Genomic DNA, 26,200 nt, shown 5'->3' on the forward strand with positions numbered 1-26,200 from the left:
ATGGGACGGGGCGCGGGGTCAGCCCACCCGCACAGTCAGCCGAGCAGGCCGCGGGCCTGGGCGTACAGGCCGAGCACCGCGCAGGCCACCGGCACCACCGCGATCACCATCAGGGTGTCGATGATGTCGGCGGTGCGGCCCAGGTAGGGCCCGGGCTCCCGCTTCGAGTAGGTCGCGCCGGCCCCGATCACCACCAGGGCGAGCACCAGGCCGCCGGCGGTGAGCAGCAGCAGGCCGGTCTCCTGCATCCGGAACAGCAGGGCGATTCCGAGCACCACGGCGGAGCCGATCCCGGCCGCCATCAGCGGTACCCGTTGCCGGACCGTGACGAAGAGCCGGGACCGCAGCAGCAGGGCCGCCGCCGAGACGGCGACCATCAGCCGGCCGGAGAACCCGCCCGAGGCCACCAGCACCAGCGCCGCCACCACGGCGAGTACGGCGTGCCCGACCAGCATCCCGGTGAGCATCTCCTCGGTGCGGGCGACCGCCGCGAAGACCCGCCCCCGGTCGGGCCGCTCCCGCGCGCCGCTCTGCACCGGGGTCGAGGCCGTGAAGCCCTCCGCCGCCTCGGCACCGGTGGGCAGCGTGATCGGCGGCATCGGCAGCTTGCCGAACCGGATCGCCAGCAGCGGCAGCATGCCGATCGCGCAGACCAGCGCGGCCATCAGGATCGCGGCCGACCCGGCCGCCGAGAGCAGGAACCCGACCAGCGCGGTCAGCGCGCCGAGCAGCCCGACCGAGACACCGGCGGCGAAGACCCGCAGACCGGCGGCGACCCCGACCATGCCGAGCACCGCGATCAGCAGCAGCGCGACCGAGCCGGCCAGTGCCTCCGGCGCACCGAGCCAGCCGATCCAGCCGACCACGCCCACCGGGTCACCGGAGGCGACCAGCAGGGCACCGCCGAAGAAGGCGAACGGCATCGCGTACCCGCCGAGGGCGGCACCGGCGGTGGCGTCCCCGTACGCCCGGGAGGCGACCACCGCGCTCAGCGACAGCAGCACGGCCGCACCGAGCGCGACGAAGGCGCCGAACTCCCAGAGTGTGCCGCCGGCGATCACCGCGAGCAGGCAGATCGCGAGCAGAGCGCCCGCCGCGCCGAGCGTGCCGATCCGGGTGTTCCGGCCGGACCAGGCACTGCCCCGGCGCCTCGCCCCGTCGGCGATCGCCTCCACCACGTCGTCGTATTCCAGCTCCGGCCACTGCGCCCGGGCCGGCACCAGGTGCAGCACGTCGCCGTCGCGCACCCCCTGCGGCAGCAGGGCCTTGCCGGCGGCCAGCGGTTCGCCGTCGGTACGGCGCAGCAACCACCCGCCGTGCTTCTCGCCGTCGTCGGCCAACCCCTCGCCGGCATGCCGGAGAACTTCGGGCAGGAGTTCGGCCAGCGGCAGGTGTTCGGGCAGCGCGACGTCCACCCGTCGTTGCGGCGCGCTGATCGTGACGCGGGCGAGCCCGGTACTCATCGACAGTCCTCCATCGAGGGGGCAACCCATGGCTGCGCGGACGACCGCACTTTACCTAGGATGGGTCACACTCGTCCGACCGAGCGCGATGACATTTGCGACGCGGGGGCGTCGGATGGCCCGCCAGGACGGTCAACTGCTCCGCTGGCGCGGCCTTAGGGGAGGTCTCTCACATGGACACGGGTAGCCAGGGCCGGAGCGGCAGGAACCGCGCCGGACGTGCCCCGGAGCTCGACGTACGGCCGGGTGGCGGCTGGTCCGGGCAGGTGGGCACCGATCGGCGGGACAGCGCGGACCGGCCGGCGGGAGGCGACCGATGAGCACTGTCGTCATCAAGCGCCCGCCGCGCCGGCCGGCGCCGGACATCCCGACCGGCGAACTCGCCGTCGAGGCACCGCCGGAGATCCCGCAGGCGACCGGCGGCAAGTGGCAGCAACTGATGATGGTGCTGCCGATGCTCGGTGGCTCCGTCGCGATGGCGATGATGTTCGGCCGGGGCCAGAGCGGCCCCTCCTCGTACGTCATCGGCGCGCTGTTCGGCGTCTCCTCGCTCGCCATGGTGGCGTCCTCCTGGGGCAGCGCCTCCGGTTCGCCGAAGAAGTCGGAGATGATGCAGGCCCGCCGGGAATACCTGCGGCACCTGGCCACGCTCCGGCGCCGGGTCCGGGAGACCGCGGCGAAGCAGCGGGCGGGCCTCTTCTACCGGCATCCCGACCCGGCCCAGCTCTGGTCCACTGTGGGTAGTTACCGGGTCTGGGAGCGGCGCCCCAGCGACGGCGACTTCGGTGTCGTCCGGGTCGCGGTCGGCCCGCAGACCCTGGCCACCCCGCTGGTGCCGCCGGTGACCCGGCCACTGGAGGACCTGGAGCCGATGACCGCCGGTGCGCTGCGCCGGTTCCTCGACGCGTACTCGGTGGTGCCGGACCTGCCGGTGGCGCTCTCCATCCGGGGCTTCGCCCGGGTTTTCGTCCGCAACGCGCCCAGCCAGCGCGACCAGTCCCGCGAGCCGGCCGGCGGCGACCCGCAGGCGCTGGCCCGAGCGGTGCTCACCCAGCTCTCGGTCTTCCACGCCCCCGAGGAGCTGCTGATCGCGATCTGCGCCGGCCCTGAGCGCCGGGCCCGGTGGGAGTGGGCCAAGTGGCTGCCGCACGCCCACCACCCGACCGCCGTCGACGCGCTCGGCCCGGTACGCCTGGTGGCCAGCTCCGCGGTCGAGCTGGAGAAGCTGATCGACGACGTGGTCGGCAACCGCTCCCGGTTCAGCCTCTCCGGCCCGGCGACCGACGGCCCGCACGTGGTGATCGTGCTCGACGGCGGCGACCTCAACGGTACCAGCTACCTCGCCGGGGACAGTGGCATCGACGCGGTGACCATCATCGACCTGGACAGCCCGCCACCCCGGCTGCTGGACCGGGCCATGCTGGTACTGGAGACCGACGGCGGCCGGCTGAACACCTACTCGATGGACGGGCAGGCCGAGGTCGGCACCCCGGACCGGCTCAGCGTCGAGGAGGCCGAGGCGGTCGCCCGCCGGCTCGCCCCGCTGCGGCTCGCCGCCGCGCAGAAGGGCTCCTCGGACGACTCGCTGGTCAAGGAGATGACCCTGGGCGAGCTGCTCGGGGTCGGCGACCCGGAGAACTTCAGCACCGTGCAGGGCTGGGCGCCCCGGCCCAACCGGGACAAGCTGCGGGTGCCGATCGGCGTCGGCGGCGACGGCGGCGTGGTCGACCTGGACCTCAAGGAGTCCGCACAGGACGGTATGGGCCCGCACGGCCTGCTCATCGGCGCCACCGGTTCCGGAAAGTCCGAGCTGCTGCGCACCCTCGTGCTCGGGTTGGCGGCGACGCACTCGTCCGAGGCGCTCAACTTCGTACTGGTCGACTTCAAGGGTGGTGCGACCTTCGCCTCGCTGGACCGGCTGCCGCACACCGCCGCCGTGATCACCAACCTCGCCGACGAGCTGCCGCTGGTCGACCGGATGGTCGACGCCATCAACGGCGAGATGATCCGCCGGCAGGAACTGCTGCGCAAGGCGGGCAACTACGCCAACCTGAAGGACTACGACAAGGCCCGCTCCGGTGGCGCCGCACTGGCACCGCTGCCCTCGCTGCTGATCATCTGTGACGAGTTCTCCGAGCTGCTCAGCGCCAAGCCCGACTTCATCGACCTCTTCGTGCAGATCGGCCGGCTGGGCCGGTCGCTCGGGGTGCACCTGCTGCTCGCCTCGCAGCGCCTGGAGGAGGGCCGGCTGCGCGGGCTCGACACGCACCTGTCCTACCGGATCGGTCTGCGGACCTTCTCCGCGCTGGAGTCCCGGGCGGTGCTCGGGGTGCCGGACGCCTACGAGCTGCCCCGGGCGCCGGGGCACGGCTACCTGAAGTTCGGCACCGAGCCACTGGTCCGGTTCAAGGCGGCGTACGTTTCGGGGCCCTACCAGAAGGCCACCACGGGTGGGCCGGGCGCGCAGGGCTACACCGGTCCCCGGCTGCTGTCGTACTCGACGCACTTCGTGCCGGTGCCGAAACCGGTGGTGCCGGCCACCCCGAAGCCGGCCCCGGAGGACCCGGCGGCGCAGAGCCTGCTCGACGTGATGGTCTCCCGGCTGGTCGGCCAGGGCCCGCCGGCCCACCAGGTGTGGCTGCCGCCGCTGTCCCAGGCTCCGGCCCTGGACGAGATCCTCGGCCCGGTGGTCACCGACCCGTCCCGGGGGCTCACCTTCGGCAACCCCGAGCTGCACGGCGCGCTCCAGGTGCCGGTCGCGATGATCGACAAGCCGTTCGAGCAGCGGCGTGACCTGCTCTGGCTCTCCCTGGAGGGCGGCGCTGGGCACGTGGCGGTGGCTGGCGGCCCGCAGTCCGGCAAGTCGAGCCTGCTCCGTACCCTGATCTGCGGGCTGGCGCTCACCCACACCCCGGCCGAGGTGCAGGTCTACTGCCTCGACTTCGGTGGCGGCTCGCTCGCCGCGCTGCGCGACCTGCCGCACGTCGGCGGGGTCGCCGGGCGGTCCGAGGCGGCGGCGGTGCGGCGTACCGTGGGCGAGATCTCCACCCTGCTCAACGAGCGCGAGCAGCGCTTCGCCGAGCTGGGCGTGGAGTCGATGCCGGCGTACCGGAAGCGGCGGGCCTCGGCCGGCGGCGTCGGGGTCGGCGCGGACCCGTTCGGTGACGTGTTCCTGGTCGTCGACGGCTGGCCCACCCTGCGCGGCGAGTACGACGACCTGGAGCCTCTGGTCACCGACATCGCCACCCGTGGCCTGTCGTACGGCGTGCACGTGGTCGCGGCGGCGCCCCGCTGGATGGACTTCCGGCCGGCGATCCGCGACCTGTTCGGCTCCCGGCTGGAGCTGCGGCTCGGTGACCCCACCGACTCGATCGTCTCCCGCAAGGCGGCGGCGAACGTGCCGGAGAAGTCGCCGGGTCGCGGCATCACCGCCGAGAGCCTGCACTTCCTGACCGTGCTGCCGGAGCTGTCCAGCCTCGGCGGCGGGCAGACCCAGGCACTGGTCAAGGCGGTCGCCGGCAACTGGAGCGGGGCACCGGCCCCCCGGGTCCGGCTGCTCCCGCCGGTGCTGCCCTACGCCGACCTGGACGTCGCCGGTGCGGCCGGCCTGCGGCTGCCGATCGGCATCTCCGAGGCCGACCTCCAGCAGGTGTCGATCGACTTCGCCTCCGAGCCGCACTTCCTGCTCTTCGGCGACGCCGAGTGCGGCAAGTCGTCCTTCCTGCGGGCGCTGGCCACCTCGATCACCAGCCGGTACACCCCGGAGCAGGCCCGGATCATCCTGGTCGACTTCCGGCGCAGCCTGCTGGGCGTGATCCAGTCCGACCACCTGATCGGGTACGGCACCGCCGCCCAGGCGACCAGCGAGCTGATCGAGTCGGTCGCCGGCTACATGCAGCGCCGGCTGCCCGGGCCGGACGTCACCCCGCAGCAGTTGCGGGACCGCTCCTGGTGGACCGGGCCCGAGCTGTTCGTACTCGTCGACGACTACGACCTGGTCGCCACCGGCCCGAACAACCCGCTGCTGCCGCTGGTGGAATATCTCCCCCAGGCCCGGGACGTCGGTCTGCACCTGGTGCTGACCCGGCGTTCGGGTGGCGCCTCCCGGTCGCTCTACGAGCCGATCATCCAGCGCCTCCGGGAGCTCTCCTCCCCCGGTCTGGTGATGTCCGGCAGCAAGGACGAGGGCGCCCTGATCGGCTCGGTACGCCCCGGCCCGATGCCGCCCGGCCGGGGCCGGCTGGTGACCCGGAAGGAAGGCATCCGGCTGGTGCAGCTCGCCTACCTCCCATCGACCTGACCCTTTTCCGAGCCCGAGGGCCCGGCCGACCTGATCACCAGGGCGACCGGGCCCTCGGTCTCGCGGCGGTGGACAGTGGATCTCAGATCGGTTGCAAAGTTTCACCACGCGACGGGGGTGAAACGGGGTAACCTCCGTGCATCATGTGTCCCCCGGGGTGAAATGACCATGCTGTGACCAGGCTGCCGCATATACATCAGAGTGCTGTCGCCCGGGTCGCCGGAGCGGCCTTGCTCGCCACGGCCGGGATCGCCGGATCGCTGTTCGGCCCGCGTCCGGCACCGGCGACCGCCGCCGTGTCGGCGCCGCCGGTCAGCCTGCCTGTGCTGGCCGACCCGGTGCGGGACGAGCAGTGGCAGTTGGACGAGTTCGACGCCAGGGCGGTCTGGCGGGTCGCCACCGGCAAGGGCGTCACGGTCGCGGTGGTCGACTCCGGGGTCGACGCCTCGCACGCGGACCTCGCCGGGCAGGTGCTGCCCGGCATCGACCTGGTCGCGGGGAGCGGCAACGGGCAGACCGACCCGGTCGGACACGGCACCACCGTCGCCGCACTGATCGCCGGACGCAATGACGACACCCGGGGCGTGGCCGGGCTCGCCCCCAAGGCCAAGATCCTGCCGGTCCGGGTGCTCGACGAGGAGAACCGCTACGACGACGCCCTGATCGTGGCGAAGGGCGTCCGGTGGGCGGTCGACAACGGCGCCCAGGTGGTGAACCTGTCGCTCGGCGGCACCGGGGAGAGTCCCGCGCTCGCCGCCGCCCTCGACTACGCCTTCGCCCGGGACGTGGTCGTCGTCGCCTGCACCGGCAACCTGGGATCGTCCGCCGGCAAACGGGTCTGGTATCCGGCCCGCGAGCCGGGAGTGGTCGCGGTGGCGGGCCTGGAACGCGAGAGCGACGCGCTCTGGTCCGGCTCGATCACCGGCCCCGAGACCGTGCTCTCCGCCCCGGCCACCGGGTTGACCGGCGCCCGGCCGGGTGGTTTCTGGCGGGTCCAGGGCACCAGCTTCGCGTCGCCGCTGGTGGCCGCGGCGGCGGCCCTGGTCAGGTCACACTGGCCGAAGATGTCCGCCGGGGACGTGGTCAACCGGCTCATCAACACCGCCCGGGACGTCGGGCCGTCCGGCCGGGACGACCGGTTCGGCTTCGGCGTCATCGACCCGGTCGCCGCGTTGAACGGCGAGGTGTCGAGCGTACGGGCCAATCCGCTGGACGACGGCGCGGCGCCGCCCGGCGTCGCCGGCTTCGGCTCGGCGCCCGGTCAGGAGTCGACGACTCCACCGCCCAGCGACGGAGCGGAGACCGTGGGCACGGCGGCGGCGTCCGGCCGCTCGGCCGACTGGACCGCCCAGGCGGCGGGCGACCAGGTCAGCCATCCACTGCCCAGGCTGTGGAGCGGCGGCGGCGTCCTCTTCCTGCTGGTCGTCGCCGGGGCGGTGCTGGTGGTCCGGCGCCGGTTCCACCGCGACCGCCCCTGACACCACCACCGAGCGGTGCCGTTCCGCCGCCGGTCCCCCGTCACCGTCTCGCCACCGGTCCCCGGTCAGGTGCAGGCGCCGGTGTTGGTGACCCGGGTCCGTTCCAGCCCGGTGCTGGCGGTGGAGCGAGCCTCGTCGGCCGTCACCGCAAAGCCGGTGTTCGGGTCGTCGGCCGCCGCCGCGAAGATCACCCCGAGCACCTGGCCGTCCGGGGCCACCAGCGGGCCGCCGGAGTTGCCGCTGCGGACCAGACCCCGGATCGTGTAGATCTCCCGGTTGACCCGGCCCGACTCGTAGATGTCCGGACCGGCGATCTCGCCGACGTCGCGAATCCGGGCCGGCTGGGCGTTGTAGGGCCCGTCCAGCGGGAACCCGAGCACGATGGCGTCGTCCTCGATCGCCGCCTCACCGGTGGCGAACCGCATCACCGGGGCGGACATCTCCGGCACGTAGAGCACCGCCAGGTCGCGGTCCGGGTCGTAGACGACCACCCGGGCGCTGTGCCGCTCGCCGGCCACCTCGACCTGGACGCTCCGGGTGCCGGCCACCACGTGCGCGTTGGTCATCACCCGGTTCTCCGCGTACACGAAACCGGAGCCCTCGATCCGGCGGGAGCAACTGGGGGCGTTGCCGAGCACCTTCACGACCGAGCGTCGCCCGTTCACCACCACCTGGGAGCCGGCCAGTGCCGGGTCGGGCGAGGCCACCTCGCGGGAGCGGGTCGGGGTCAGCCCGCCGAACACGTCCGGGAAGCCGTTGGTGTCGACCGTGTCCCGCAGCGCCTCGGAGAGCGCCTGCGCCTCCGGCGGCAGTACCCGGTCCACCACCGTCAGCAGCGCACTGTTGCGGACCGCGCTGGCCAGCCAGGGCAGCGAGGAGGAGGCCAGCGGGACGGCCACCAGCCAGGCCACCAGGAGTACGGCGAACAGCGAGACCAGCGCCCCGCCGACGTCGTCGGCCGTCCGGCCGGCCTGGCTGGTGATGGCGTGCCGCAGGTGTGAACCGAGCCAGCCGGCGAGAGCCTGACCGAGCACCGCCAGGCCGAAGATCGAGACCAGCGCGACCACGACCCGGGTCGAGTTGCTGGTGAACTGCTCCGCGAGCAGCGGACCGACCTGCAACCCGATCAGGGCGCCGCCGAAGAAGCCGGTGAAGGAGAGCAGACCGATGACGAATCCCTGCCGGTAGCCGCTGATCGCGAACAGCAACATGAGCAGGATCAGAACGACATCCACCACCGACACCCGTTCAGGGTACGGGGGAGACCTGGAAATGCCCTGGGCCACCGGCGCTTACCGCCGAATCGGTTTCCGAATCTCCCGCCGCGAGCCTTCCGCCCAGCCCACCGCGAGCACCGCGCCCCGAGCCGCCGGATGGCCGGTCAGGAGGGGGTTGCCGGTCCGGTCAGCTCGTCCGCCGTGTCGGGTGTTCCTCCGCGCCGGGTGCGGGGCTCGGGGGCGGGCTCGTCGGCGGAAGGTCGAGTATCCGGTCCTGCGGCCAGGGTCTCGCCCAGCCGGCCATCTCCAGCAGTGTGGCGAGCACCCCGGCCGTGAAGCCCCAGACCAGCATGCCCCGGGCCTGGAAGGCCGGGCCGATCCAGCCGCTGGGGTGGCGTACCCGGACCCGGTTGGCCGGGTCGACGAGTTCGGCGATCGGCAGCCGGGCGACGTGTGCCACCTCGGCCGGCTCGCGGGAGTGCACCGGGTGGGGCCGGTGCCACCAGGCGAGTACCGGGGTGACCACGAAGTCGCTGACCGGAATCCACAGCTTGGGCAGTTGGGCCAGCACGGTGACGCTGCTCGGGTCGAGACCGACCTCCTCGTGCGCCTCCCGCAGCGCGGTCGCCGCCGCGTCCTCGTCGTCCGGATCGCAGGCCCCGCCCGGAAAGGCCGGCTGCCCGGCGTGGGTACGCAGGGTCGCGGCCCGTTGCAGGATCAACACGTCGAGCCCGTGCTCCGGCTGCTCGCCGAGGAGCACGAGTACGGCGCTGGCCCGCCCGCCGTCGGCGGGGGTGCGTACCCGGGTGAAGTCCTCGGTGCGCGCCGACCGGACCCGGGTGAGCAGCGGCTCGCACCACGCCGGAATTTCGTACTCGGTCACGACGGCACCGCCACCCCCAGGTGCCGGCGGACCAGCGTGGCCAGCTCGGCATCGTCGAGGGCACCTGACTCGTCGCGGTGCCGGATCCGCCCCTCGGCGTCCACCAGGAGCGTGACCGGCAGTACGGCCCGGCCGCCCAGCTCGGTCAGCAGCCTCTTGTCGCGGTCGTAGAGGCTGGGAAACTCCAGCCCGAAGTCCTCGCCGATCGACTGGGCGGCGGGTCGGGCGTCCCCGCTGTTCACTCCGACCACCCGGAGCCGGTCGCCGGCCCGTTCGGCGAGCCGCTGGAAGGCGGGCAGTTCCTTCCGGCAGGGCGCGCACCACGAGGCCCACAGGTTGACGACGGCCGGCCCGCGCAGCTCGCCGACGGCGACCTCGCCGCCCCCGACGAAGCAGGGCAGGCTCAGCGCCGGCAACAACCGACCCGACCCGGGTGTCGGGCTGGCCGGGCCGCCGGGCGCGGCGAGCGGGGCGGTCAGGGCGGCGCAGTCGGCGAAGGCGGCCGTGGTGGCGCTCTCCTCCCCACCCGGCGCCGCGCCGGCCTCCGGCTCCGCGTCCGGTCCGGTGCAGGCGGCGGCGAGCAACACCAGTGCCAGCAGTGGCCCGCCCAGGATCCGCCGCTTCACGGGGTGTCGCCGACGGCGGCGGTCGCCGGCACCAGGTCGGGATCGACCCCCGCCTGCACCGCCAGCTCGCGGGCCCGGGGGCCCTTGAGCAGTTTCGCGGCGGCGGCCGGGTCGGTCGGGCCGAGGCCGTAGGAGGGGCAGAGCCGGGCCAGGGTGCAGGCGCCGCAGGCGGGCTTGCGGGCGTGGCAGACCCGCCGGCCGTGGAAGATCACCCGGTGCGAGAGCATCGTCCAGTCGCGCCGCTCGAACAGCGCGCCGACGGCGTGCTCGATCTTGACCGGGTCGGTCTCGGTGGTCAGCTCCCAGCGGTGCACCAGCCGGTCGAAGTGGGTGTCGACGGTTATCCCCGGCACCCCGAAGGCGTTGCCGAGGATGACGTTGGCGGTCTTGCGACCGATCCCGGGCAGGGTCACCAAATCGGCCAGCCGGCGGGGCACCTGGCCGTCGTACCGCTCGACGAGCTGGCGGCCGAGGTTGATCAAGGAGTTGGTCTTGTTCCGGAAGAAGCCGGTGGGCCTGATCATCTCCTCCAGCTCGGCCCGGTCCGCCCCGGCGTAGTCGGCCGCGCTCGGATAGCGGGCGAACAGCTTCGGCGTCACCTCGTTGACCCGCTGGTCGGTGCACTGCGCCGACAGGATGGTCGCCACGGCCAGTTGCAGCGGTCCCTGGTGGTTGAGCTCGCAGTGGGCGTCCGGGTGCGTCTCGGTCAGCTCCCGGCCGATCCGCCGGGCCCGTCGCTTGCGGCCGAGATCGGATTCGACGGTACGCCGGCCCGGCCGCGCCGCCCGGATCGCCCGGGTCGCCTCGCCGGGCGTGACTGCGACTCCGGTCTGCGCGGAGTCGTCTCTGGCACTCACGCCGGCCAGCCTACGTCGCGGCGCCGACATCGACGCCGGGGAGCCCGACCCGGCCGAACCCTGGGAAGCCCGCCCGCCCCGGAGGCAGCCGGCCCGACGCCCCGCCTCGGCTCGCGACGCCCCGCCTCAGGTCACGACGCCCGGGTCTCGACGCACGACGGCCGGGTCTCAGCTCACGACGGCCGGGTCAGCTCGCGGCGGCCGGCGGGGTGATCTTGCCGTCGGCGGCGACCCGGGCGCCGGTCTTCGGGAAGTCAGATTTGCACAGGTCCCGGACCAGCCCGGCGGCCCGGCGCTGCGAGTCCATCGTCGGCTTGCCCGCGCCGTTCATGTACGTCGAGATGAGCTGCCCGCCCGCCCACTCGCCCTCGGCGGTCAGCGAGACCTTGAGCACGGCTCCCCAGCCGAGCCGGCCGTTGTTGCTGAGCGTCCCCTCGCCACCGGCGAAGTTGCCGAGGCTGTACGCGATCAGCCGGCCCTTGTAGAACTCCAGCGCCCGCATCACGTGCGGCCCGTGCCCCACCACCAGGTCGGCACCGGCGTCGATCATCGAGTGCGAGAACTTGATCGGGTCGCCCCGGTTCTCGCCCAGGAACATCTCGGTGCCCGGCCGGACCCGGGTCTTCTCCGAGCCCTCGCCGCCCATGTGCACCTGCACGACGACCAGGTCCGCCATGGTGGCGGCCTTCTGGATCACCTTCTTCGCCGAGCTGATGTTGATCAGGCTGTTGGACCAGGCGTACGACGAGAAGCCGGCCACCGCCACCTTGACGCCCTCGACGTCGACCACGGTGATCTGGTTGGGCGCGCCGGTGTGCTGGAGGTCGTACTTCTCCAGGGCCTCCTGGGTGTTCTCGTAGCCGGCCTCGCCGTAGTCGTACCCGTGGTTGTTGGCCTGGTTGAGCAGCTCGAAGCCGGCCTCCTTGAGGTGCGCCGCGTACGACGGCGGAGCCCGGAACTGGTGACAGCGGGTGGAGTTGGCGCCGCACTTGGAGGTCCCGGTGTCGTCGGTCAGCGGCTCTTCGAGGTTGCCCATCACCAGGTCGGCGTCGAGCGCCTTCTTGACCGAGTTGAAGAACCCCTTGCCACCGTTGGCCGGCAGCCGTCCGGGGGCGTTGCCCATCACGATGTCGCCGGTGGCGGACATGGAGATGACCTTGGGCGCCGGCTCCCCGGTCGGGGACGGGTCGGCCGAGGCGGAGCCGGCGGCGCTCGGCGCGGCCTGCGGCCCGGCCGGGTCGTCGCCGCCGAGCATGTCGAAGGCGGCCACTCCGGCCACCCCGGTGCCGAGGAGGACGGCGAGGACCGCGGTCACGACGAGGACGGTCCGGCCGGCGCTGCGGGGCGCCCGGCGGGACTTGGGGGTGGTCGGTTCGGTCTCGTACATCGCCCGGTGACAGTACCGGGATCGGGCAACCGGGGCGACCGTCGATCGGCCGATGTTGCCGTACCGCCTGTCGGGACTCCCCGAGGGTCACCTCCGGCCGGTCCCGGACGGTCCTCGACCCGCGTTCGGTCGACTACACCGGCGCCGTCACTTCAGGGTGATGGTGCCGGTGTTGCGGGTGTCCCGACGCTCGAACGCCGCCTTCCGGCCGTCGTCCTCGGTGACGGTGGCCCGGGTCCGGTAGGTCACCGACAGCTTCCGGGTCGTCGCCGGTACCCGGAACGCCTCGGACCAGGTGGCCGGAACCGTCAGCGTCGAACCCGGGGCCTGGAAGTTGGGCACCGTCAGCGTTGTACCGGCGGGGACCCGGAGCACCTGTCCGGCGGCGGTCCGGATGGTCAGGCTCCGGGACAGATCAATCTTGAACTTGACCCGGGTGGGGTTGGCGTGGAGTTTCACCCTGACGTACGTCCAGAGGGCGCCGTCCGGGGCCGCGCCCCGCTTCTGGTCGTACCGGCGCAGCTCGACCTCGATGTCGACGTCGATCAACGCGTCCCAACCCACGCCCGGATCCCGGCGGGCGACGGTGACGTAGTCGGCCAGCCGGGCGGAACCCGAGGCGACCGGCCGATCCCCCTCGGGTGGGGACGACGTCGGCGTCACCGGCTTCGGCGACGGTCCGACGAGCTTGCCGGTGCGGATGCTGATCGACTGGGTCTGCCCGCCCTCGGTGACGGCGAGGGTGGCGTCCGCCCCCGCCGGTACCGACACCACGACCACCCGGTTCGGCAGCAGCGCCGTCTCGCCGAGCTTCCGGGGCTCGCCGTCCACCAGCACCGCCGACTCCGGGAACCGGTTGGACAGCCGACGCGTGGGCTGCTCGGGCTCGGTCAGGTGGAGCATCAGGAACTCCCGGCCGTTACCGGCCAGCCAGGGAGCGGCCTGCGCCTGACCCCGCAGGCGCAGCTCCCGGACCGCCTCCTCGGTCAGTTCGCTCGCCACGCCGTACCGGCTCAGTGCCACCTCGTACTCCGCGCCGACGAGAACGGCGTCCTCGGGAAGTTCCCGCGACTCGATCTCCAGGTCGCCGAACGGATCCGAGAGTCGGGACGTGCCCTCGGCGACGAAGGTGTCGGGGACCGGAAGCAGGCGCGGCTCGTCGCCACCGCCACAGCCGGCCAATCCGCCGGTCAGCGCGAAAATCAGCAGGATGCCGCCGAGTCGTCGCATCGAATCGCTCCCCCGTACCACGACGCCGTGTCAGCCAGATCGACGTCAGTCATCATGGCCTACGCACGCTACCGCGGCAGCCCCGCCGGGCACCCGACCGTTGAGGTCACGACCGTCAGCGCTGCGACCAGGGGACGGTCGGTCGAGCGCCGCCCTCACGTACCGCCCGGCAGGCGGCGCGGGCCAGCGGGGCACCCCAGCGCGACCGTGGGCCGCCGTACGGGGCGGCGGGGCCGTCCGGCGGGCAGAGCACGGTCACCGCGTCGGTGGCGGTACCGGTGGCCGGCAGGCCCAGCTCGCGCAGCGCCTGCGCCTTCGCCTCGGTGATCGTCGCTACGGCGTTCACCAGTGCGGCGTCGCCGAGCCGTTCCGGCAACAGCGCGACGATGTTGACCGTGCCAACGTGGTCCACCGGACGGAGGCTGCGCCCGGGGGCCTCGGCCGCCCAGATCGGGGCACCGAGACCGACGGTGGCCCAGATCCGGACACCGCCGTCGTCGGCGGTCACCACCTCGGTCACGTCGACCCCGGTGAGCAGTCCGACCCCGGGTCCGTGCAGGCCGAGCCGGTCGGCCAGCTCGCCGAGGTGGACCTCCGGGTCGTCCCGGCGGTACGACATCGGCACGGTCGCGTTGACCACCCAGTGTCGTACCCCGATCCCGCCGCCGAGCGGCCCGGAGCTGATCGCCAGCGCCGGTCGGTCGAGCCGCCACACCAGCATCGGGACCTCCCGCCCCTCCTCGGCACGGTAGGTCAACGCGAGTTCACCAAGCACCGACCGACTCTAAGGTCCACCCCTTCGGTCGCCGCCGGGCCCGACCACCACCTGGACCCGGGCGTGAGCCCTGGACCCGCCCGGGCGGACACAGCAGCCGCCAAACCGGGCGTACCCCCGGGTTATCTGGGGTTACCCGCCCCGGCGCCAGATCAAGATTCCAGGGGTGCTCCTCCGATTACTCTTCACATGCGCCTAGACTTGGCGGCGCGCGCCGATCACCGGCCGGAACCCGGCCGCGGGCGGCTCGCGTGGGCGGAGGTGCGCGATGGACGAGGTGTTGGCTCGGAGCGGGATCTTCCAGGGCGTGGACCCCGAGGCTGCCGAGGCACTCGCGAAGGACATGGAGACGATCGAGGTCCGCAAGGGCGAGATCGTCTTTAACGAGGGCGAACCGGGCGACAGCCTTTATATCGTCCTGAGTGGCAAGATCAAGGTTGGTCGCCGGGCCGCTGACGGCCGGCAGAACCTGATCGCCGTGATGGGCCCGTCCGACATGGTCGGCGAGCTTTCGCTGTTCGACCCCGGCCCGCGTACGGCGACCGCCACCGCCGTGATCGACACCCGGCTCGCCCGGCTCCGCAAGCAGGCGCTGCGGCCGTGGCTGAACAACCGGCCGGAGATCGCCGAGCAGTTGCTCCGGGTACTCGCCCGCAGGCTGCGCCGGACGAACGACAACCTGGCCGACCTGATCTTCACCGACGTGCCCGGCCGGGTGGCGAAGAACCTGCTCCAGATGGCGGGCCGGTTCGGCACCCGGGACGGCGGCGTACTCCGGGTCACCCACGACCTGACCCAGGAGGAGATCGCCCAGCTCGTCGGCGCCTCCCGGGAGACCGTCAACAAGGCGCTGGCCGACTTCGCCTCGCGGGGCTGGCTGCGGCTGGACGGCAAGAGCATCATCATCCTCGACCCGGAGCGCCTGGCCCGCCGCGCCCGGGTCTGACCGACCACGTACGCCCTCGGCCCCGTACCACCACCGGGATGGTGCGGGGCCGATCCGCGCCCGCCGTGCACAGCGACCTCGCCAAGATCCTTGGCGAACTATGGTTCGCCGCGTGCCCTAATTTGCCAAGATTCCGAGACCGCCGGCAGCAGCGGCCGGCTCGCGGAGCGGGCCGGCAGTGGCAGGTAGCTGTCGCCGATCAGATCGAGGTAGGCCGCAGCGGTCAGGAAGGCCGGGCAGTCCGGGGTCACGCAGAGCGGGCAGCCGCCCCCGGCGGTGGGCCAGTGCGCGGCGACGATCCGCCGGGCGGCGAGCGTCAAGGTTTGCCGGGTGGCTCGCCGGGCCGCCCATTCGAGGAGTACGCAACCCGGCGCTGCGGACGGCGAGGAGTGCCAGCAGCGCTCGGCGGCCCGGCGCATCGCGATGACGGTCCGGGCGATCGCCAACCCCGAGCCGGCAACCCTTCCAGCGGGCTCCGTCATCGGCCGATGCCGTCGCGGCGGTAACCGCGCCGCCGGCCGTACCCGCCGGGCCTCGCCGGCCCGTCCACCTGCCCGCCGGAGGTCGGGTCTGCCGTGGCCGCCTGCCGTTCCGGTGGTTGCCGCTCGACCGGCGCGGCACCTTCGGCGTAGCAGCCTCGCTGGTCCGGGTACGCCGTCGCCGGTCCGACCGGATCAGGCACCGGGTCGGACCGCCGGGCCCACCGCCATCCGCGCATGGTGATCTCCTCGCCGCAGAGTCCTGGGGGCGCGGCGGCCGGGCCCCACACGGCACCGACCACCGCACCCTGTTCAGACAGGTGCGGAAGCCAGAAGGGGAAGCTGGATCCCGCACCTGCGCAGCGGAAGCAACGTGCGGCCGGGACCGTTTGCCGACGGAGGTCGTGGCGCCGCTTCCGTGACCGAGAGGCTACGGAAGCGGCGTGACGAGCTAATCACTCGCGGTTATGCGGTGGCGTCGACTCCGAACCTGCGGGCGAGGACGCGCAGGTCCGCCGAGACGGAGCGGCGGCGGGACCGGCGCACCATCGTCAACACCGCCTCCCTGGCCAGTGGATTCAACGCGAACGGGGCGGGCGCGGCGCGTTCGGCCCGCATGAACGCCACCAACGCCTCCCGATCGGACCGGCCGGAGTGTGCCAGTGCCCGCCCGAGGTCCAGCCAGTAGGACATGTGCCGGATGGCTGGCCGGAGCGCGTCGGGACGAACCAATCGGCCCAGTTCGAGGACCCGGCCGTACTCGCCGAGTTCCGCCGCGATCGACATCTCCCAGAGCCGCACGTTGGTCGGGCCGAACCCACACTGGTTGAAGCCGGCACCGTCCGCCGGGTCACCGAGGCTCTCCGCCTCCCGGCTCGCCTCCGCCAGGTGTGCCCGGCTGTCGTCCGGCCGGCCGTCCACCGTGGAGGTGAGGGCCGCCGACAGGTGCAGTTGGCCAAGCATCTGGCGTACGTCCGGGGCCGCCGCTGCGGCCTGGAGGTCGGCCAGGGCCCGGCCGGCGGCTCGGTTCGCGATCCCGGCCGCCTCGATCGGCAACGCCTGGGTACAGGCGAACCGGGCCGCACCGATCCAGGCGGCCGACTCGGCCTCCTCGGCGGCGGTCAGCGCCACCCGGGCGGCCGACAGCGCCAGGTGCCGGTAGCCGAGGTGTCGCAGGCACGCCGCCGTGTGGTAGGCGACCTGGGCCAGGAGCACTCCGCCGTGGGCGGCGGCGTCCGGCAGCAGGCTCGGCAGCAGCCGCGACATCGCCCCGTGGTCGGCCCGGTCGCGCAACTCGGCGCTCTCCGTGATGGCCGCGGTCAACTCCTCGACGTTCCGGGTCGGAGTACGCCGCTCGCCCTCCTCGATCTCGATCAGGGCCGTCCAGATCGCCGGTACCGTGTCGGCCGCACCGGCCTTGACCGGGTCGGTCGGGTCACCGGGCTGACCGAGCAGGTCGGCCACGGTCAACTGGAGCGCCGAGGCGATGCCCACCAGGGTCGACCGGCGTTCGATGCCCTTGTGTCCCGCCTCCACCTGGGAGATGTACGACTGCGAGACACCGGCCAGCCCTGCCAGTACGGCCTGGGTCATGCCGCCCCGGCGTAGCCGCCAGTACCTGATCCGCGCCCCGATCGTGTCCGTCTCGGTCATGTCCGCGACAACCTCCCGGGGAAGGGCTGGACGAGGCTCACCGCCGACGCCAGGCGGCCACCATCTCGGACGGTACACGCGGTTGCCGTACTTGGCGGAACGACAGGGTCACCGAGCCGGGACGCGAACGCCGCACCGATGACGCGCCGGTACGGCGCCTGGGGTAGCCGACCCGGGTCGACCACCCCGGACGGTTACTCCCCGTCGATCTCGACGTCGAGGCCGACGTCCTCCAACGCGTCCTCAAGCTCGTCGAGATCTTCCTGGATCTCCTCTACGAGGTCGTCGAACATCCTGCTGACCCACCTTCCGCCACGCGCGAGAACGCCTCGCGAACCGCGAAGCAGAGATACCGTACTTTTCGCACAAAACGCCGTCAACCAACTCCGGGTTACCACGACGCCTCGGTTGGGTGGTACGCCGAGTGTACAAAGTGGAATCGACAGACCAGCGACGAGAAACAAGCAGTCTTGACTGTTTGTTTCTCACCCGGCAGGCTGTCCCCGTGTCCAGCACACCGACCCGTACCCCCCAGCGGGAACGCAGCCGGGCCACCCAGGCCCGGGTGCTGGAGGCCACTGTGGAGTGCCTGGTCGAGCGGGGTTGGTCCGGCACCACCACCACGGTGGTGGCGGCCCGGGCCGGCGTCTCCCGGGGCGCCCAACTGCACCACTACCCCACCAAGAGCACCCTGGTGATGGCCGCCGTCGAGCACCTGGCCGAGCGCCGGGCAGCGGAGATCCGGGCCGAGGCGGCCGGCCTGCCGGCCGGACCCGAGCGGCTCGACCGGGTCATCGACATGCTGGCCAGTGCGTTCACCGGCCCGCTCTTCGTCGCCGCCCTGGAGCTGTGGGTGGCCGGGCGGACCGATCCGGAGCTGCGGGACGCGCTGGTCCCGCTGGAGGCCCGGGTCGGCCGCGAGATGCACCGGCTCACCGTCGACCTGCTCGGCGCCGACGAACGGCAACCGGGGGTACGCGAGGCGATCCAGGCGACCCTCGACCTGCTCCGAGGGCTCGGGGTGGCCAACCTGCTCTCCGACGACTCGGCGCGGCGCGGCGCCCTGCTCGGCATCTGGAAACACCAACTCGCCTCGATCGTCGCCACCGCACACCCCTGACCCGCACCGCTACGCCACCCACCCGCACCACTACGCCACCCACCCGCACCGCCGCACCACCGACCCGCACCGAACGCACACGATCCGTGACCGGCAAGGAGGCCGCGCATGGTCGACCTGGACAGTTTGCTGACGGACCTGGCCGCCGAGTCGGCGGCGCTGGAGGCGCTGGTCGTGGAGCTGCCCGAGGCGGACTGGGCCCGTCCCACCCCCGCGCCGGGCTGGACCGTCGCCCACCAGATCGCCCACCTCGCCTGGACCGACCACGTCGCCACGCTGGCCGCCACCGACATCGACGCGTTCGCCGAGTCGATCCGGCACGCGGCCAACGACCCGCACGGCTTCATCGACCGGGGCGCGTCGGAGTTCCTGGCACCCGTACCCGAACTGCTGGACCGGTGGCGAGCCAGCCGGTCGGCCCTGGACCGGGCGCTGCGCGGCGTGCCGGCCGGGGTGAAGATGCCCTGGTACGGCACCAGGATGTCGGCCACCTCGATGGCCACCGCCCGGATCATGGAGACCTGGGCGCACGGCGAGGACGTCGCCGACACGCTCGGCGTCACCCGTACGCCGACCGCCCGGCTCCGGCACGTCGCCTACCTCGGTGCCCGTACCGTCGGGCACGCCTTCGCCACGCACGGCCGCCCGATCCCCGACGCACCCGTACGGGTCGAGCTGACCGGGCCCGACGGTGAGTCCTGGCGGTTCGGGCCGGCCGACGCGGTGGACCGGGTCTCCGGGCCGGCGCTGGACTTCTGCCTGCTGGTCACCCGGCGGCGGCACCACGCCGACCTGGCCCTGGTCGCGGTCGGGCCGGTCGCCACCGAGTGGCTCGGCATCGCCCAGGTCTTCGCCGGCCCACCCGGCCCCGGCCGCGAGCCGGGCGGACACCCCGATCTAGCTGAACACCGCCGGCCGGGCGGGGTGTCGTGATCGGCGCCAGCCCGGACGTGCTGCGGATCGGCAACGCCTCCGGGTTCTACGGCGACCGGTCCAGCGCCTGGCGGGAGATGCTCGACGGCGGCGACCTCGACGTGCTGACCGGCGACTACCTGGCCGAGCTGACCATGCTGATCCTCGGCCGGGACCGGCACCGCGACCCGGAACTCGGCTACGCCCGCACCTTCCTCCGGCAGCTCGAACCCTGCCTCGGCACCGCGCTGGACCGGGGCGTGCGGATCGTGACGAACGCGGGCGGGCTCCACCCGGCCGGGCTGGCCGCCGCGCTGCGTACCCTCGCCGACCGGCTCGGGCTGCCGGCCCGGATCGGGTACGTCGAGGGCGACGCGCTGGACCGGCCGGGCACGCTGACCGCGAACGCGTACCTGGGGGCGTTCGGCATCGCCGCCTGTCTGAGCGCCGGAGCGGACGTGGTGGTCACCGGGCGGGTCACCGACGCCTCGCTGGCGGTCGGCCCGGGGATCGCGCACTTCGGCTGGACCCGGGCCGATCTCGACCCGCTGGCCGGGGCGACCGTCGCCGGCCACCTGCTGGAGTGCGGCACCCAGGTCAGCGGCGGCAACTTCAGCTTCTTCACCGAGCTGCCGGACGGCGGGCGCCGTCCCGGCTTCCCGATCGCCGAGCTGCACCCGGACGGCTCGGCGGTGCTCACCAAGCATCCGGGCACCGGCGGGGCGGTCACCCGGGAGACCGTCACCGCACAACTGTTGTACGAGATCGCCGGCCCCGACTATCTCGGCCCGGACGTGGTGACCCGGCTCGACACGGTCACCCTGACCGACGCCGGCCCGGACCGGGTGCGCGTCAGCGGGGCCCGGGGCACTCCCCCGCCGCCAACCCTGAAGGTCGGAGTCACCCGGCTGGGCGGCTTCCGCAACTCGATGACGTTCGTCCTCTGTGGACTGGACATCGAGGCGAAGGTGGCACTGGTCCGGGAGCAGCTCACCGAGGCGGTCGGCGCCGACGGGCTGGAGTTCACGCTCGCCCGTACCGACCATGCGGACGCGGTCGACACCGAGACGGCGAGCGCGCTGCTGCACGTACACCTGAACGACAGGGACCCCAAGCGGGCCGGGCGGGCCTTCTCGGCCGCCGCCGTCGAACTGGCCCTGGCCTCCTACCCCGGCTGCACCCTGACCACCCCGCCCGGCGACGCCAGCCCGTACGGGGTCTTCGCCGCCGAGCAGGTGGCCCAGGAGCGGGTACGGCAGGTCGCCGTGCTCCCCTCCGGCGAGCGGGTCGACATCGCACCTCCGCCGGTCACCGCGCCGCAGCACGCGGAGCCGCTCGCCGGCCCGGACGCGGTGCCGCTCGCCGGCCCGGACGGGGAGCCGCTCACCGGCCCGGACGCGGAGCCGCTCGCCGGCCCGGACGAGCCACCGGCCGAGACCGGCCCGACCCGGCGGGCACCGCTCGGGACGGTGGTCGGCGCCCGCTCGGGTGACAAGGGCGGCGACGCCAACCTCGGGGTGTGGGCCCGGTCGGACGCCGGACACCACTGGCTGCGCGGCTGGCTGACCGTCGAACGGCTGCGCACGCTGCTGCCGGAGACCGCCACACTGCCGGTGCGGCGGTACGACCTGCCCCACCTGCGGGCGGTGAACTTCGTGCTCACCGGCCTGCTGGGGGCGGGCGCGGCCGGCTCCACCCGGTTCGACCCGCAGGCCAAGGCGCTCGGCGAACTGCTGCGCGCCCGCGTCGTCGACCTGCCGGCCGAACTGCTCCCCGGGCCACCGACGCAGGCGGCGGGGACCGGCAAGGCGCCCCTGCGGGCCGGTGAGGCGGCGGGGACCGGTGCGGCGCCCCTGCACGCCGCTGAGGCGGTCCAGGCCGGGGAGGCGGCGGTACGACCGGCCGCAGCGGGGTCGGGATGAGCGAGCCGGAGAGCCTGGAACGGCGGCAGCTCCGGGAGCTGACCCGGCGGTTCGTCGCGCGCGACGTACTGTCCCAACTGGACGGCTGGGAACGGGCCGGCGAGGTGCCCCGGGCACTGCACGGCGTCGCCGCCGAACTGGGACTGCTCGGGGTCGGCTTTCCGGAGGAGGTCGGCGGCAGCGGCGGCGACCTGCGGGACAGCCTGCTGGTCACCGAGGAACTGATCCGGGCCGGCGGCTCGTCCGGGCTGGTCGCCGCGCTCTTCACGCACGGCATCGCGCTGCCGCACATCGTCGCCGCCTGGCAGCGGGACGGTCGGCCGGAGTCGGGCGGTGCCGCCGAGCTGATCGACCGGTACGTCCGGCCGACCCTCGCCGGGGCCCGGATCGGGGCACTCGCCGTCACCGAGCCGGACGGCGGCTCGGACGTGGCGGCGCTGCGTACGACCGCCCGGCGGGACGGTGACGACTACCTGGTCAACGGCACGAAGATCTTCGTCACCAGCGGGGTACGGGCCGACTTCGTCACCACCGCCGTCCGGACCGGTCCACCGGGTGCGGCCGGCATCTCGCTGCTGGTGATCGACAAGGACGCACCGGGCTGCACCGTCGACCGCCGGCTGGACAAGCTCGGCTGGCGCTGCTCCGACACCGCCGCACTCTCCTTCACCGACGTTCGGGTCCCGGCGCGGAACCTGGTCGGCGCCGAGAACGCCGGCTTCGCCGCCATCATGCGGGAGTTCGGCACCGAGCGGCTCTCCCTGGCCACCCAGGCGTACGCCACCGCGCAGCGCTGCCTCGACCTGACCCTGGCCTGGTGCCGGGACCGGCACACCTTCGGCGCTCCGCTCACCGGACGGCAGGTCGTCCGGCACCGGCTCGCCGAGATGGCCACCCGGACGGCGGCGGCCCGCGGGTACGTCCGGCAGGTCGCCGACCGGGTGGCGGCCGGCGAGCCGGTGCCGGACGAGGTGGCGATGGCCAAGAACGCCGCCGTGGCGGCCTGCGACTGGGTGGTCGACCAGGCCGTCCAACTGCACGGCGGCCACGGCTACCTGCGCGACGCCGAGGTGGAACGGCACTACCGGGACGCACGGATCCTGGGCATCGGCGGCGGTACCACGGAGATCATGAACGAGATCATCGCCAAGGGCCTGGGGATCTGACCGTGGCACATCGGGAGCCAGGACCGTGGGCGTGAGGAGCCGAGGGTGAGCGTGTTGCGGACGGCCGTCGATCCGGCGGCTCCGGCGTACCGGGAGAACCGGGCGGCGATGCTGGACCGGCTGGCGGAGCTGGAGAGCGCGCTGGACGCCGCCCGGGCCGGCGGCGGCGAGAAGTACGTGGCCCGGCACCACGACCGGGGCAAACTCCTGGCCCGGGAACGGATCGAGCTGCTGCTCGACCGGGACGCCCCGTTCCTGGAACTCTCCCCGGTCGCCGCCTGGGGTACCGACTTCCCGACCGGTGCCGGCGTGGTCACCGGGATCGGGGTGGTCGAGGGGGTCGAGTGCGTGGTCGTCGCCAACGACCCGACGGTACGCGGCGGCGCGGTCAACCCGTACACGCTGCGCAAGACCCAGCGGGCCGGCGAGATCGCCCTGGCGAACCGGCTGCCGATGATCAACCTGGTCGAGTCCGGCGGGGCCGACCTGCCCAGCCAGGCGGAGATCTTCATCCCCGGTGGGCGGGTCTTCCGGGACCTGACCCGGCTCTCGGCGGCCCGGATCCCGACCGTCTCGGTGGTGTTCGGCACCGCGACGGCCGGCGGGGCGTACGTGCCGGGGATGTCCGACCACACCATCATGGTGCGCGGCCGGGCGAAGGTCTTCCTGGCCGGTCCGCCGCTGGTCAAGATGGCCACCGGGGAGGACGCCGACGACGAGTCGCTGGGCGGCGCCGCCATGCACGCCAGCACCTCCGGACTCGCCGATTTCGTCGCCGCCGACGAGCCGGACGGGCTGCGACTGGCCCGGCAGTGCGTACGCCGGCTGGCCTGGCGCAAGCAGGGTCCGGCACCCCGGACCGCCCTGCCCGAGCCGCCGAAGTACGACCCCGAGGAGCTGCTCGGCATCCCCAGCGGCGACCTGCGGGTGCCGTTCGACCCGCGCGAGGTGCTGGCCCGGATCCTGGACGGCTCCGAGTTCGACGAGTTCAAGCCGGCCTACGGGCGCGCCCTGGCCACCGGGTGGGGCAGCCTGCACGGCTATCCGGTCGGCGTCCTGGCCAACGTCCAGGGCGTGCTCTTCTCCGAGGAGGCGCAGAAGGCGGCCCAGTTCATCCAGCTCGCCAACGCCGCCAACACCCCGCTGCTGTTCCTGCAGAACACCACCGGCTACATGGTCGGCACCGAGTACGAGCAGCGCGGCATCATCAAGCACGGCGCGCTCATGATCAACGCGGTGTCGAACTCGACCGTGCCGCACCTGACGGTCAACCTCGGCGCCTCGTACGGGGCGGGAAACTACGGCATGTGCGGGCGGGCGTACGAGCCGCGTTTCCTCTTCACCTGGCCGAACGCCAAGTCGGCGGTGATGGGCCCGACCCAGCTCGCCGGAGTGCTCTCGATCGTGGCCCGGCAGGCGGCCCAGGCCAGGGGCCGGCCCTACGACGAGGACTCCGACGCCGCCATGCGGGCCATGGTGGAGCGGCAGATCGAGGCGGAGTCGGCCGCGCTGCACCTCTCCGGCCGGCTCTACGACGACGGCGTCATCGACCCCCGGGACACCCGTACGGTGCTCGGGCTCTGCCTCTCGGCGGTCCACAACGGACCGGTCCGGGGCGCGGACACCTACGGCGTCTTCCGGTTCTGAGCCAATGACCACCTCTGGTGCACCCAACCCTGCGAGGAGGAGCGGCGGATGATCCGCAGACTGCTGGTGGCCAACCGGGGCGAGATCGCCCGACGGATCTTCGCCACCTGCCGGTCCCTCGGCATCGAGACGGTCGCCGTGTACTCCGACCCGGACGCCGACGCGCCGTACGTCGCCGAGGCCGACGTCGCGGTCAGGTTGCCGGGCGCCGCGCCGGTCGAGACGTACCTCCGGGTCGACCTGCTGGTCGAGGCGGCCCGCCGGACCGGGGCCGACGCGGTGCATCCCGGCTACGGCTTCCTCGCCGAGCACGCCGGTTTCGCCAGCGCGGTCGGGGACGCCGGGCTGACCTGGGTCGGCCCGCCCGCCAAGGCGATCGCGGCGATGGGTGACAAGACCGAGGCGAAGGCGCTGCTCGCCGACGCACGCGTGCCGATGCTGCCGACGTACACCGTCGCCGCTCAGGTCGAGGCGTTTCCGGTACTGGTCAAGGCGGCGGCCGGCGGCGGCGGGCGCGGGATGCGGATCGTCCGCGACCCGGCCGACCTCGCCCGGGCGATCGAGTCGGCCCGCCGGGAGGCGGCCGCCGCGTTCGGCGACGACACGGTCTTCGTCGAGCCGTACGTCGAGCGGGCCCGGCACGTCGAGGTGCAGGTCGTCGCTGACGCGCACGGCACCGTGCACTCGCTCGGCGAGCGCGAGTGCTCCATCCAGCGGCGGCACCAGAAGATCGTCGAGGAGGCGCCCTCGGTCGCGGTCGGCCCGGAACTGCGGGCCGAGCTGGAGAGCGCGGCGGTGGCCGCCGCCCGCGCCGTCGGCTATCTCGGGGTGGGTACCGTCGAGTTCCTGCTCACCCCGGCCGGCGACTTCCACTTCCTGGAGATGAACACCCGGCTCCAGGTCGAGCACGCGGTGACCGAGTGCGTCACCGGTACCGACCTGGTCCGGCTGCAACTGCTGGTCGCCGAGGGCGGGGCGCTGCCGACCACCGCCCCGCCGGTCACCGCACACGCGATCGAGGTACGCCTCTGCGCCGAGGACCCGGCCGCCGACTGGTTGCCGGCCACCGGCACGCTGCACCGGTTCGCCGTGCCGGGGGTCACCGCCGAGTTCGGCACCGATCCCCGGCACGACTCCGGGCTGCGGCTCGACTCGGGGGTACGGGACGGCTCGGTGGTCGGGGTGCACTACGACTCGATGGTCGCCAAGCTGATCGCCTGGGCACCGACCCGGGACGAGGCGGCCCGGGCGCTGGCCGGCGCGCTGCGTCGGGCGGAGCTGCACGGCGTGACGACCAACCGGGACCTGCTGGTCCGGGTGCTGCGCTCGGCGGAGTTCCGGGCCGGCGAGATCGACACCGGTTTCCTCGACCGGCATCCGGAGGTCTTCGCCCCGCTGCTCCCGCCGGACCGGGTCGGGCTGGCCGGGCTGGCCGCCGCGCTGGCCGGGGCCGCCGAACGCCGGGCCGCGGCCCCGGTGCTCGGCACGCTGCCGTCCGGCTGGCGCAACGTCCCCAGCACACCACAGACCATCGGGTACGCCGGCCCGACCGGCCCGATCGAGGTCGACTACCGGCTGGACCGCTCCGGCACCCTGGTCACCTGGGCGGCCCGGCCCATCGGCGCCAAGCCGAGCGGGCAACCCGAGCCGAGCGGGCAACCCGACGTGGTGCTGCTCGCCGCCGAACCGTCCCGCACCGTGCTGGCGGTCGACGGCGTCCGGCACGCGTTCGCCGTACACCGGGTCGGGGAAGTCTCCTTCGTGGACGGTCCGGACGGTTCGGTCGCGCTGACCGAGCTGCCCCGGTACGCCGAGCCGGCACCGGCGCTGGCCGAGGGCTCGCTGCTGGCACCGATGCCCGGCACGGTCAGCCGGACCCTGGTGGCAGCCGGGCAGCGGGTCGCCGCCGGTGAGCCGCTGCTCGTGCTGGAGGCGATGAAGCTCGAACACCTGGTCGCCGCCCCGACCGCCGGGGTGGTGACCGAGCTGCCGGTCGCCGCCGGCTCCCAGGTGGAGACCGGTGCGGTGCTCGCCGTCGTCACCCCGGAGCAGCCCACGACACCAGACCCGGAACGGCCCACGACACCGGGCCCGGAGCGGACCGGCGTGCCGGGCCCGGAGTAGTCCGGCGCCCATCCC

At 73.4% G+C, this 26,200-nt stretch carries 20 protein-coding genes; 9 read left to right on the forward strand and 11 right to left on the reverse strand.

Annotation, left to right across the window (positions count from 1 at the left end):
- Positions 1–35: 35 nt before the first annotated feature.
- Complete coding sequence (eccD, locus tag AAH979_RS17115) at positions 36–1,463, reverse strand: type VII secretion integral membrane protein EccD (RefSeq protein WP_346259096.1); 1,428 nt, start codon at positions 1,461–1,463, stop codon at positions 36–38.
- Between the two features lie 316 nt (positions 1,464–1,779).
- Here eccD and eccCa point away from each other — a divergent pair, with 316 nt between their 5' ends.
- Both eccCa and mycP read left to right on the forward strand, forming a co-directional pair.
- The gene (eccCa, locus tag AAH979_RS17120; RefSeq protein WP_346259097.1) at positions 1,780–5,763 is read left to right on the forward strand and encodes a type VII secretion protein EccCa; all 3,984 of its coding nucleotides are present in this window, start codon (positions 1,780–1,782) and stop codon (positions 5,761–5,763) included.
- A gap of 296 nt (positions 5,764–6,059) precedes the next feature.
- On the forward strand, positions 6,060–7,241 hold the full coding sequence (gene mycP / locus AAH979_RS17125) for a type VII secretion-associated serine protease mycosin (RefSeq protein ID WP_346259170.1): 1,182 nt from the start codon (positions 6,060–6,062) through the stop codon (positions 7,239–7,241).
- 65 nt (positions 7,242–7,306) lie between these two features.
- Here the strand turns inward: mycP and AAH979_RS17130 are convergent, their stop codons facing one another.
- From AAH979_RS17130 to AAH979_RS17160, 7 genes are all read right to left on the reverse strand, one after another.
- On the reverse strand, positions 7,307–8,485 hold the full coding sequence (locus AAH979_RS17130; RefSeq protein ID WP_318396856.1) for a MarP family serine protease: 1,179 nt from the start codon (positions 8,483–8,485) through the stop codon (positions 7,307–7,309).
- A 160-nt stretch (positions 8,486–8,645) separates the two neighbouring features.
- Complete coding sequence (locus tag AAH979_RS17135) at positions 8,646–9,341, reverse strand: CoA pyrophosphatase (protein ID WP_346259098.1); 696 nt, start codon at positions 9,339–9,341, stop codon at positions 8,646–8,648.
- On the reverse strand, positions 9,338–9,967 hold the full coding sequence (locus AAH979_RS17140; RefSeq protein WP_346259099.1) for a TlpA disulfide reductase family protein: 630 nt from the start codon (positions 9,965–9,967) through the stop codon (positions 9,338–9,340). The genes AAH979_RS17135 and AAH979_RS17140 overlap by 4 nt, the downstream gene beginning before the upstream one ends.
- Positions 9,964–10,758: an endonuclease III gene (gene nth, locus AAH979_RS17145; RefSeq protein ID WP_346259171.1), complete on the reverse strand. Its 795-nt coding sequence runs from the start codon at positions 10,756–10,758 to the stop codon at positions 9,964–9,966. The genes AAH979_RS17140 and nth overlap by 4 nt, the downstream gene beginning before the upstream one ends.
- Before the next feature lie 253 nt (positions 10,759–11,011).
- Positions 11,012–12,079, reverse strand: a complete 1,068-nt coding sequence (locus tag AAH979_RS17150) for a CapA family protein (protein WP_346259172.1) — start codon at positions 12,077–12,079, stop codon at positions 11,012–11,014.
- Positions 12,080–12,358: 279 nt separating this feature from the next.
- Positions 12,359–13,441 (reverse strand): hypothetical protein, encoded by a 1,083-nt coding sequence (locus tag AAH979_RS17155; protein WP_346259100.1) that lies wholly within the window; start codon positions 13,439–13,441, stop codon positions 12,359–12,361.
- A gap of 115 nt (positions 13,442–13,556) precedes the next feature.
- A complete protein-coding gene (locus AAH979_RS17160; RefSeq protein WP_346259101.1) occupies positions 13,557–14,216 on the reverse strand; it encodes an adenosylcobinamide amidohydrolase in 660 nt (219 codons plus the stop codon).
- Between the two features lie 268 nt (positions 14,217–14,484).
- Here AAH979_RS17160 and AAH979_RS17165 point away from each other — a divergent pair, with 268 nt between their 5' ends.
- The gene (locus tag AAH979_RS17165) at positions 14,485–15,162 is read left to right on the forward strand and encodes a Crp/Fnr family transcriptional regulator (RefSeq protein ID WP_192766500.1); all 678 of its coding nucleotides are present in this window, start codon (positions 14,485–14,487) and stop codon (positions 15,160–15,162) included.
- Positions 15,163–15,260: 98 nt separating this feature from the next.
- On the opposite strand, the gene AAH979_RS17170 is transcribed toward AAH979_RS17165, so the two are convergent.
- From AAH979_RS17170 to AAH979_RS17180, 3 genes are all read right to left on the reverse strand, one after another.
- Positions 15,261–15,644, reverse strand: coding sequence for a hypothetical protein (locus AAH979_RS17170; RefSeq protein WP_346259102.1), 384 nt, complete (start codon positions 15,642–15,644; stop codon positions 15,261–15,263).
- Complete coding sequence (locus AAH979_RS17175; RefSeq protein ID WP_346259103.1) at positions 15,641–15,880, reverse strand: hypothetical protein; 240 nt, start codon at positions 15,878–15,880, stop codon at positions 15,641–15,643. The genes AAH979_RS17170 and AAH979_RS17175 overlap by 4 nt, the downstream gene beginning before the upstream one ends.
- Before the next feature lie 226 nt (positions 15,881–16,106).
- Positions 16,107–17,294, reverse strand: coding sequence for a helix-turn-helix domain-containing protein (locus AAH979_RS17180; protein WP_346259104.1), 1,188 nt, complete (start codon positions 17,292–17,294; stop codon positions 16,107–16,109).
- 505 nt (positions 17,295–17,799) lie between these two features.
- Here AAH979_RS17180 and AAH979_RS17185 point away from each other — a divergent pair.
- The 6 genes from AAH979_RS17185 (at position 17,800) to AAH979_RS17210 (ending at position 26,185) form a co-directional block, all read left to right on the forward strand.
- On the forward strand, positions 17,800–18,414 hold the full coding sequence (locus AAH979_RS17185) for a TetR/AcrR family transcriptional regulator (protein ID WP_346259105.1): 615 nt from the start codon (positions 17,800–17,802) through the stop codon (positions 18,412–18,414).
- Between the two features lie 108 nt (positions 18,415–18,522).
- The gene (locus AAH979_RS17190) at positions 18,523–19,347 is read left to right on the forward strand and encodes a TIGR03084 family metal-binding protein (protein WP_346259106.1); all 825 of its coding nucleotides are present in this window, start codon (positions 18,523–18,525) and stop codon (positions 19,345–19,347) included.
- Positions 19,344–21,248, forward strand: coding sequence for an acyclic terpene utilization AtuA family protein (locus tag AAH979_RS17195; protein ID WP_346259107.1), 1,905 nt, complete (start codon positions 19,344–19,346; stop codon positions 21,246–21,248). The genes AAH979_RS17190 and AAH979_RS17195 overlap by 4 nt, the downstream gene beginning before the upstream one ends.
- Complete coding sequence (locus AAH979_RS17200) at positions 21,245–22,414, forward strand: acyl-CoA dehydrogenase family protein (RefSeq protein ID WP_346259108.1); 1,170 nt, start codon at positions 21,245–21,247, stop codon at positions 22,412–22,414. Before AAH979_RS17195 ends, AAH979_RS17200 begins: the two co-directional genes overlap by 4 nt.
- A gap of 45 nt (positions 22,415–22,459) precedes the next feature.
- Complete coding sequence (locus tag AAH979_RS17205; protein ID WP_346259109.1) at positions 22,460–24,061, forward strand: carboxyl transferase domain-containing protein; 1,602 nt, start codon at positions 22,460–22,462, stop codon at positions 24,059–24,061.
- Positions 24,062–24,109: 48 nt separating this feature from the next.
- Complete coding sequence (locus AAH979_RS17210; protein WP_346259110.1) at positions 24,110–26,185, forward strand: biotin carboxylase N-terminal domain-containing protein; 2,076 nt, start codon at positions 24,110–24,112, stop codon at positions 26,183–26,185.
- Positions 26,186–26,200 lie beyond the last annotated feature (15 nt).

The organism is Plantactinospora sp. ZYX-F-223 (genome assembly GCF_039649625.1).
GTDB lineage: Bacteria > Actinomycetota > Actinomycetes > Mycobacteriales > Micromonosporaceae > Plantactinospora.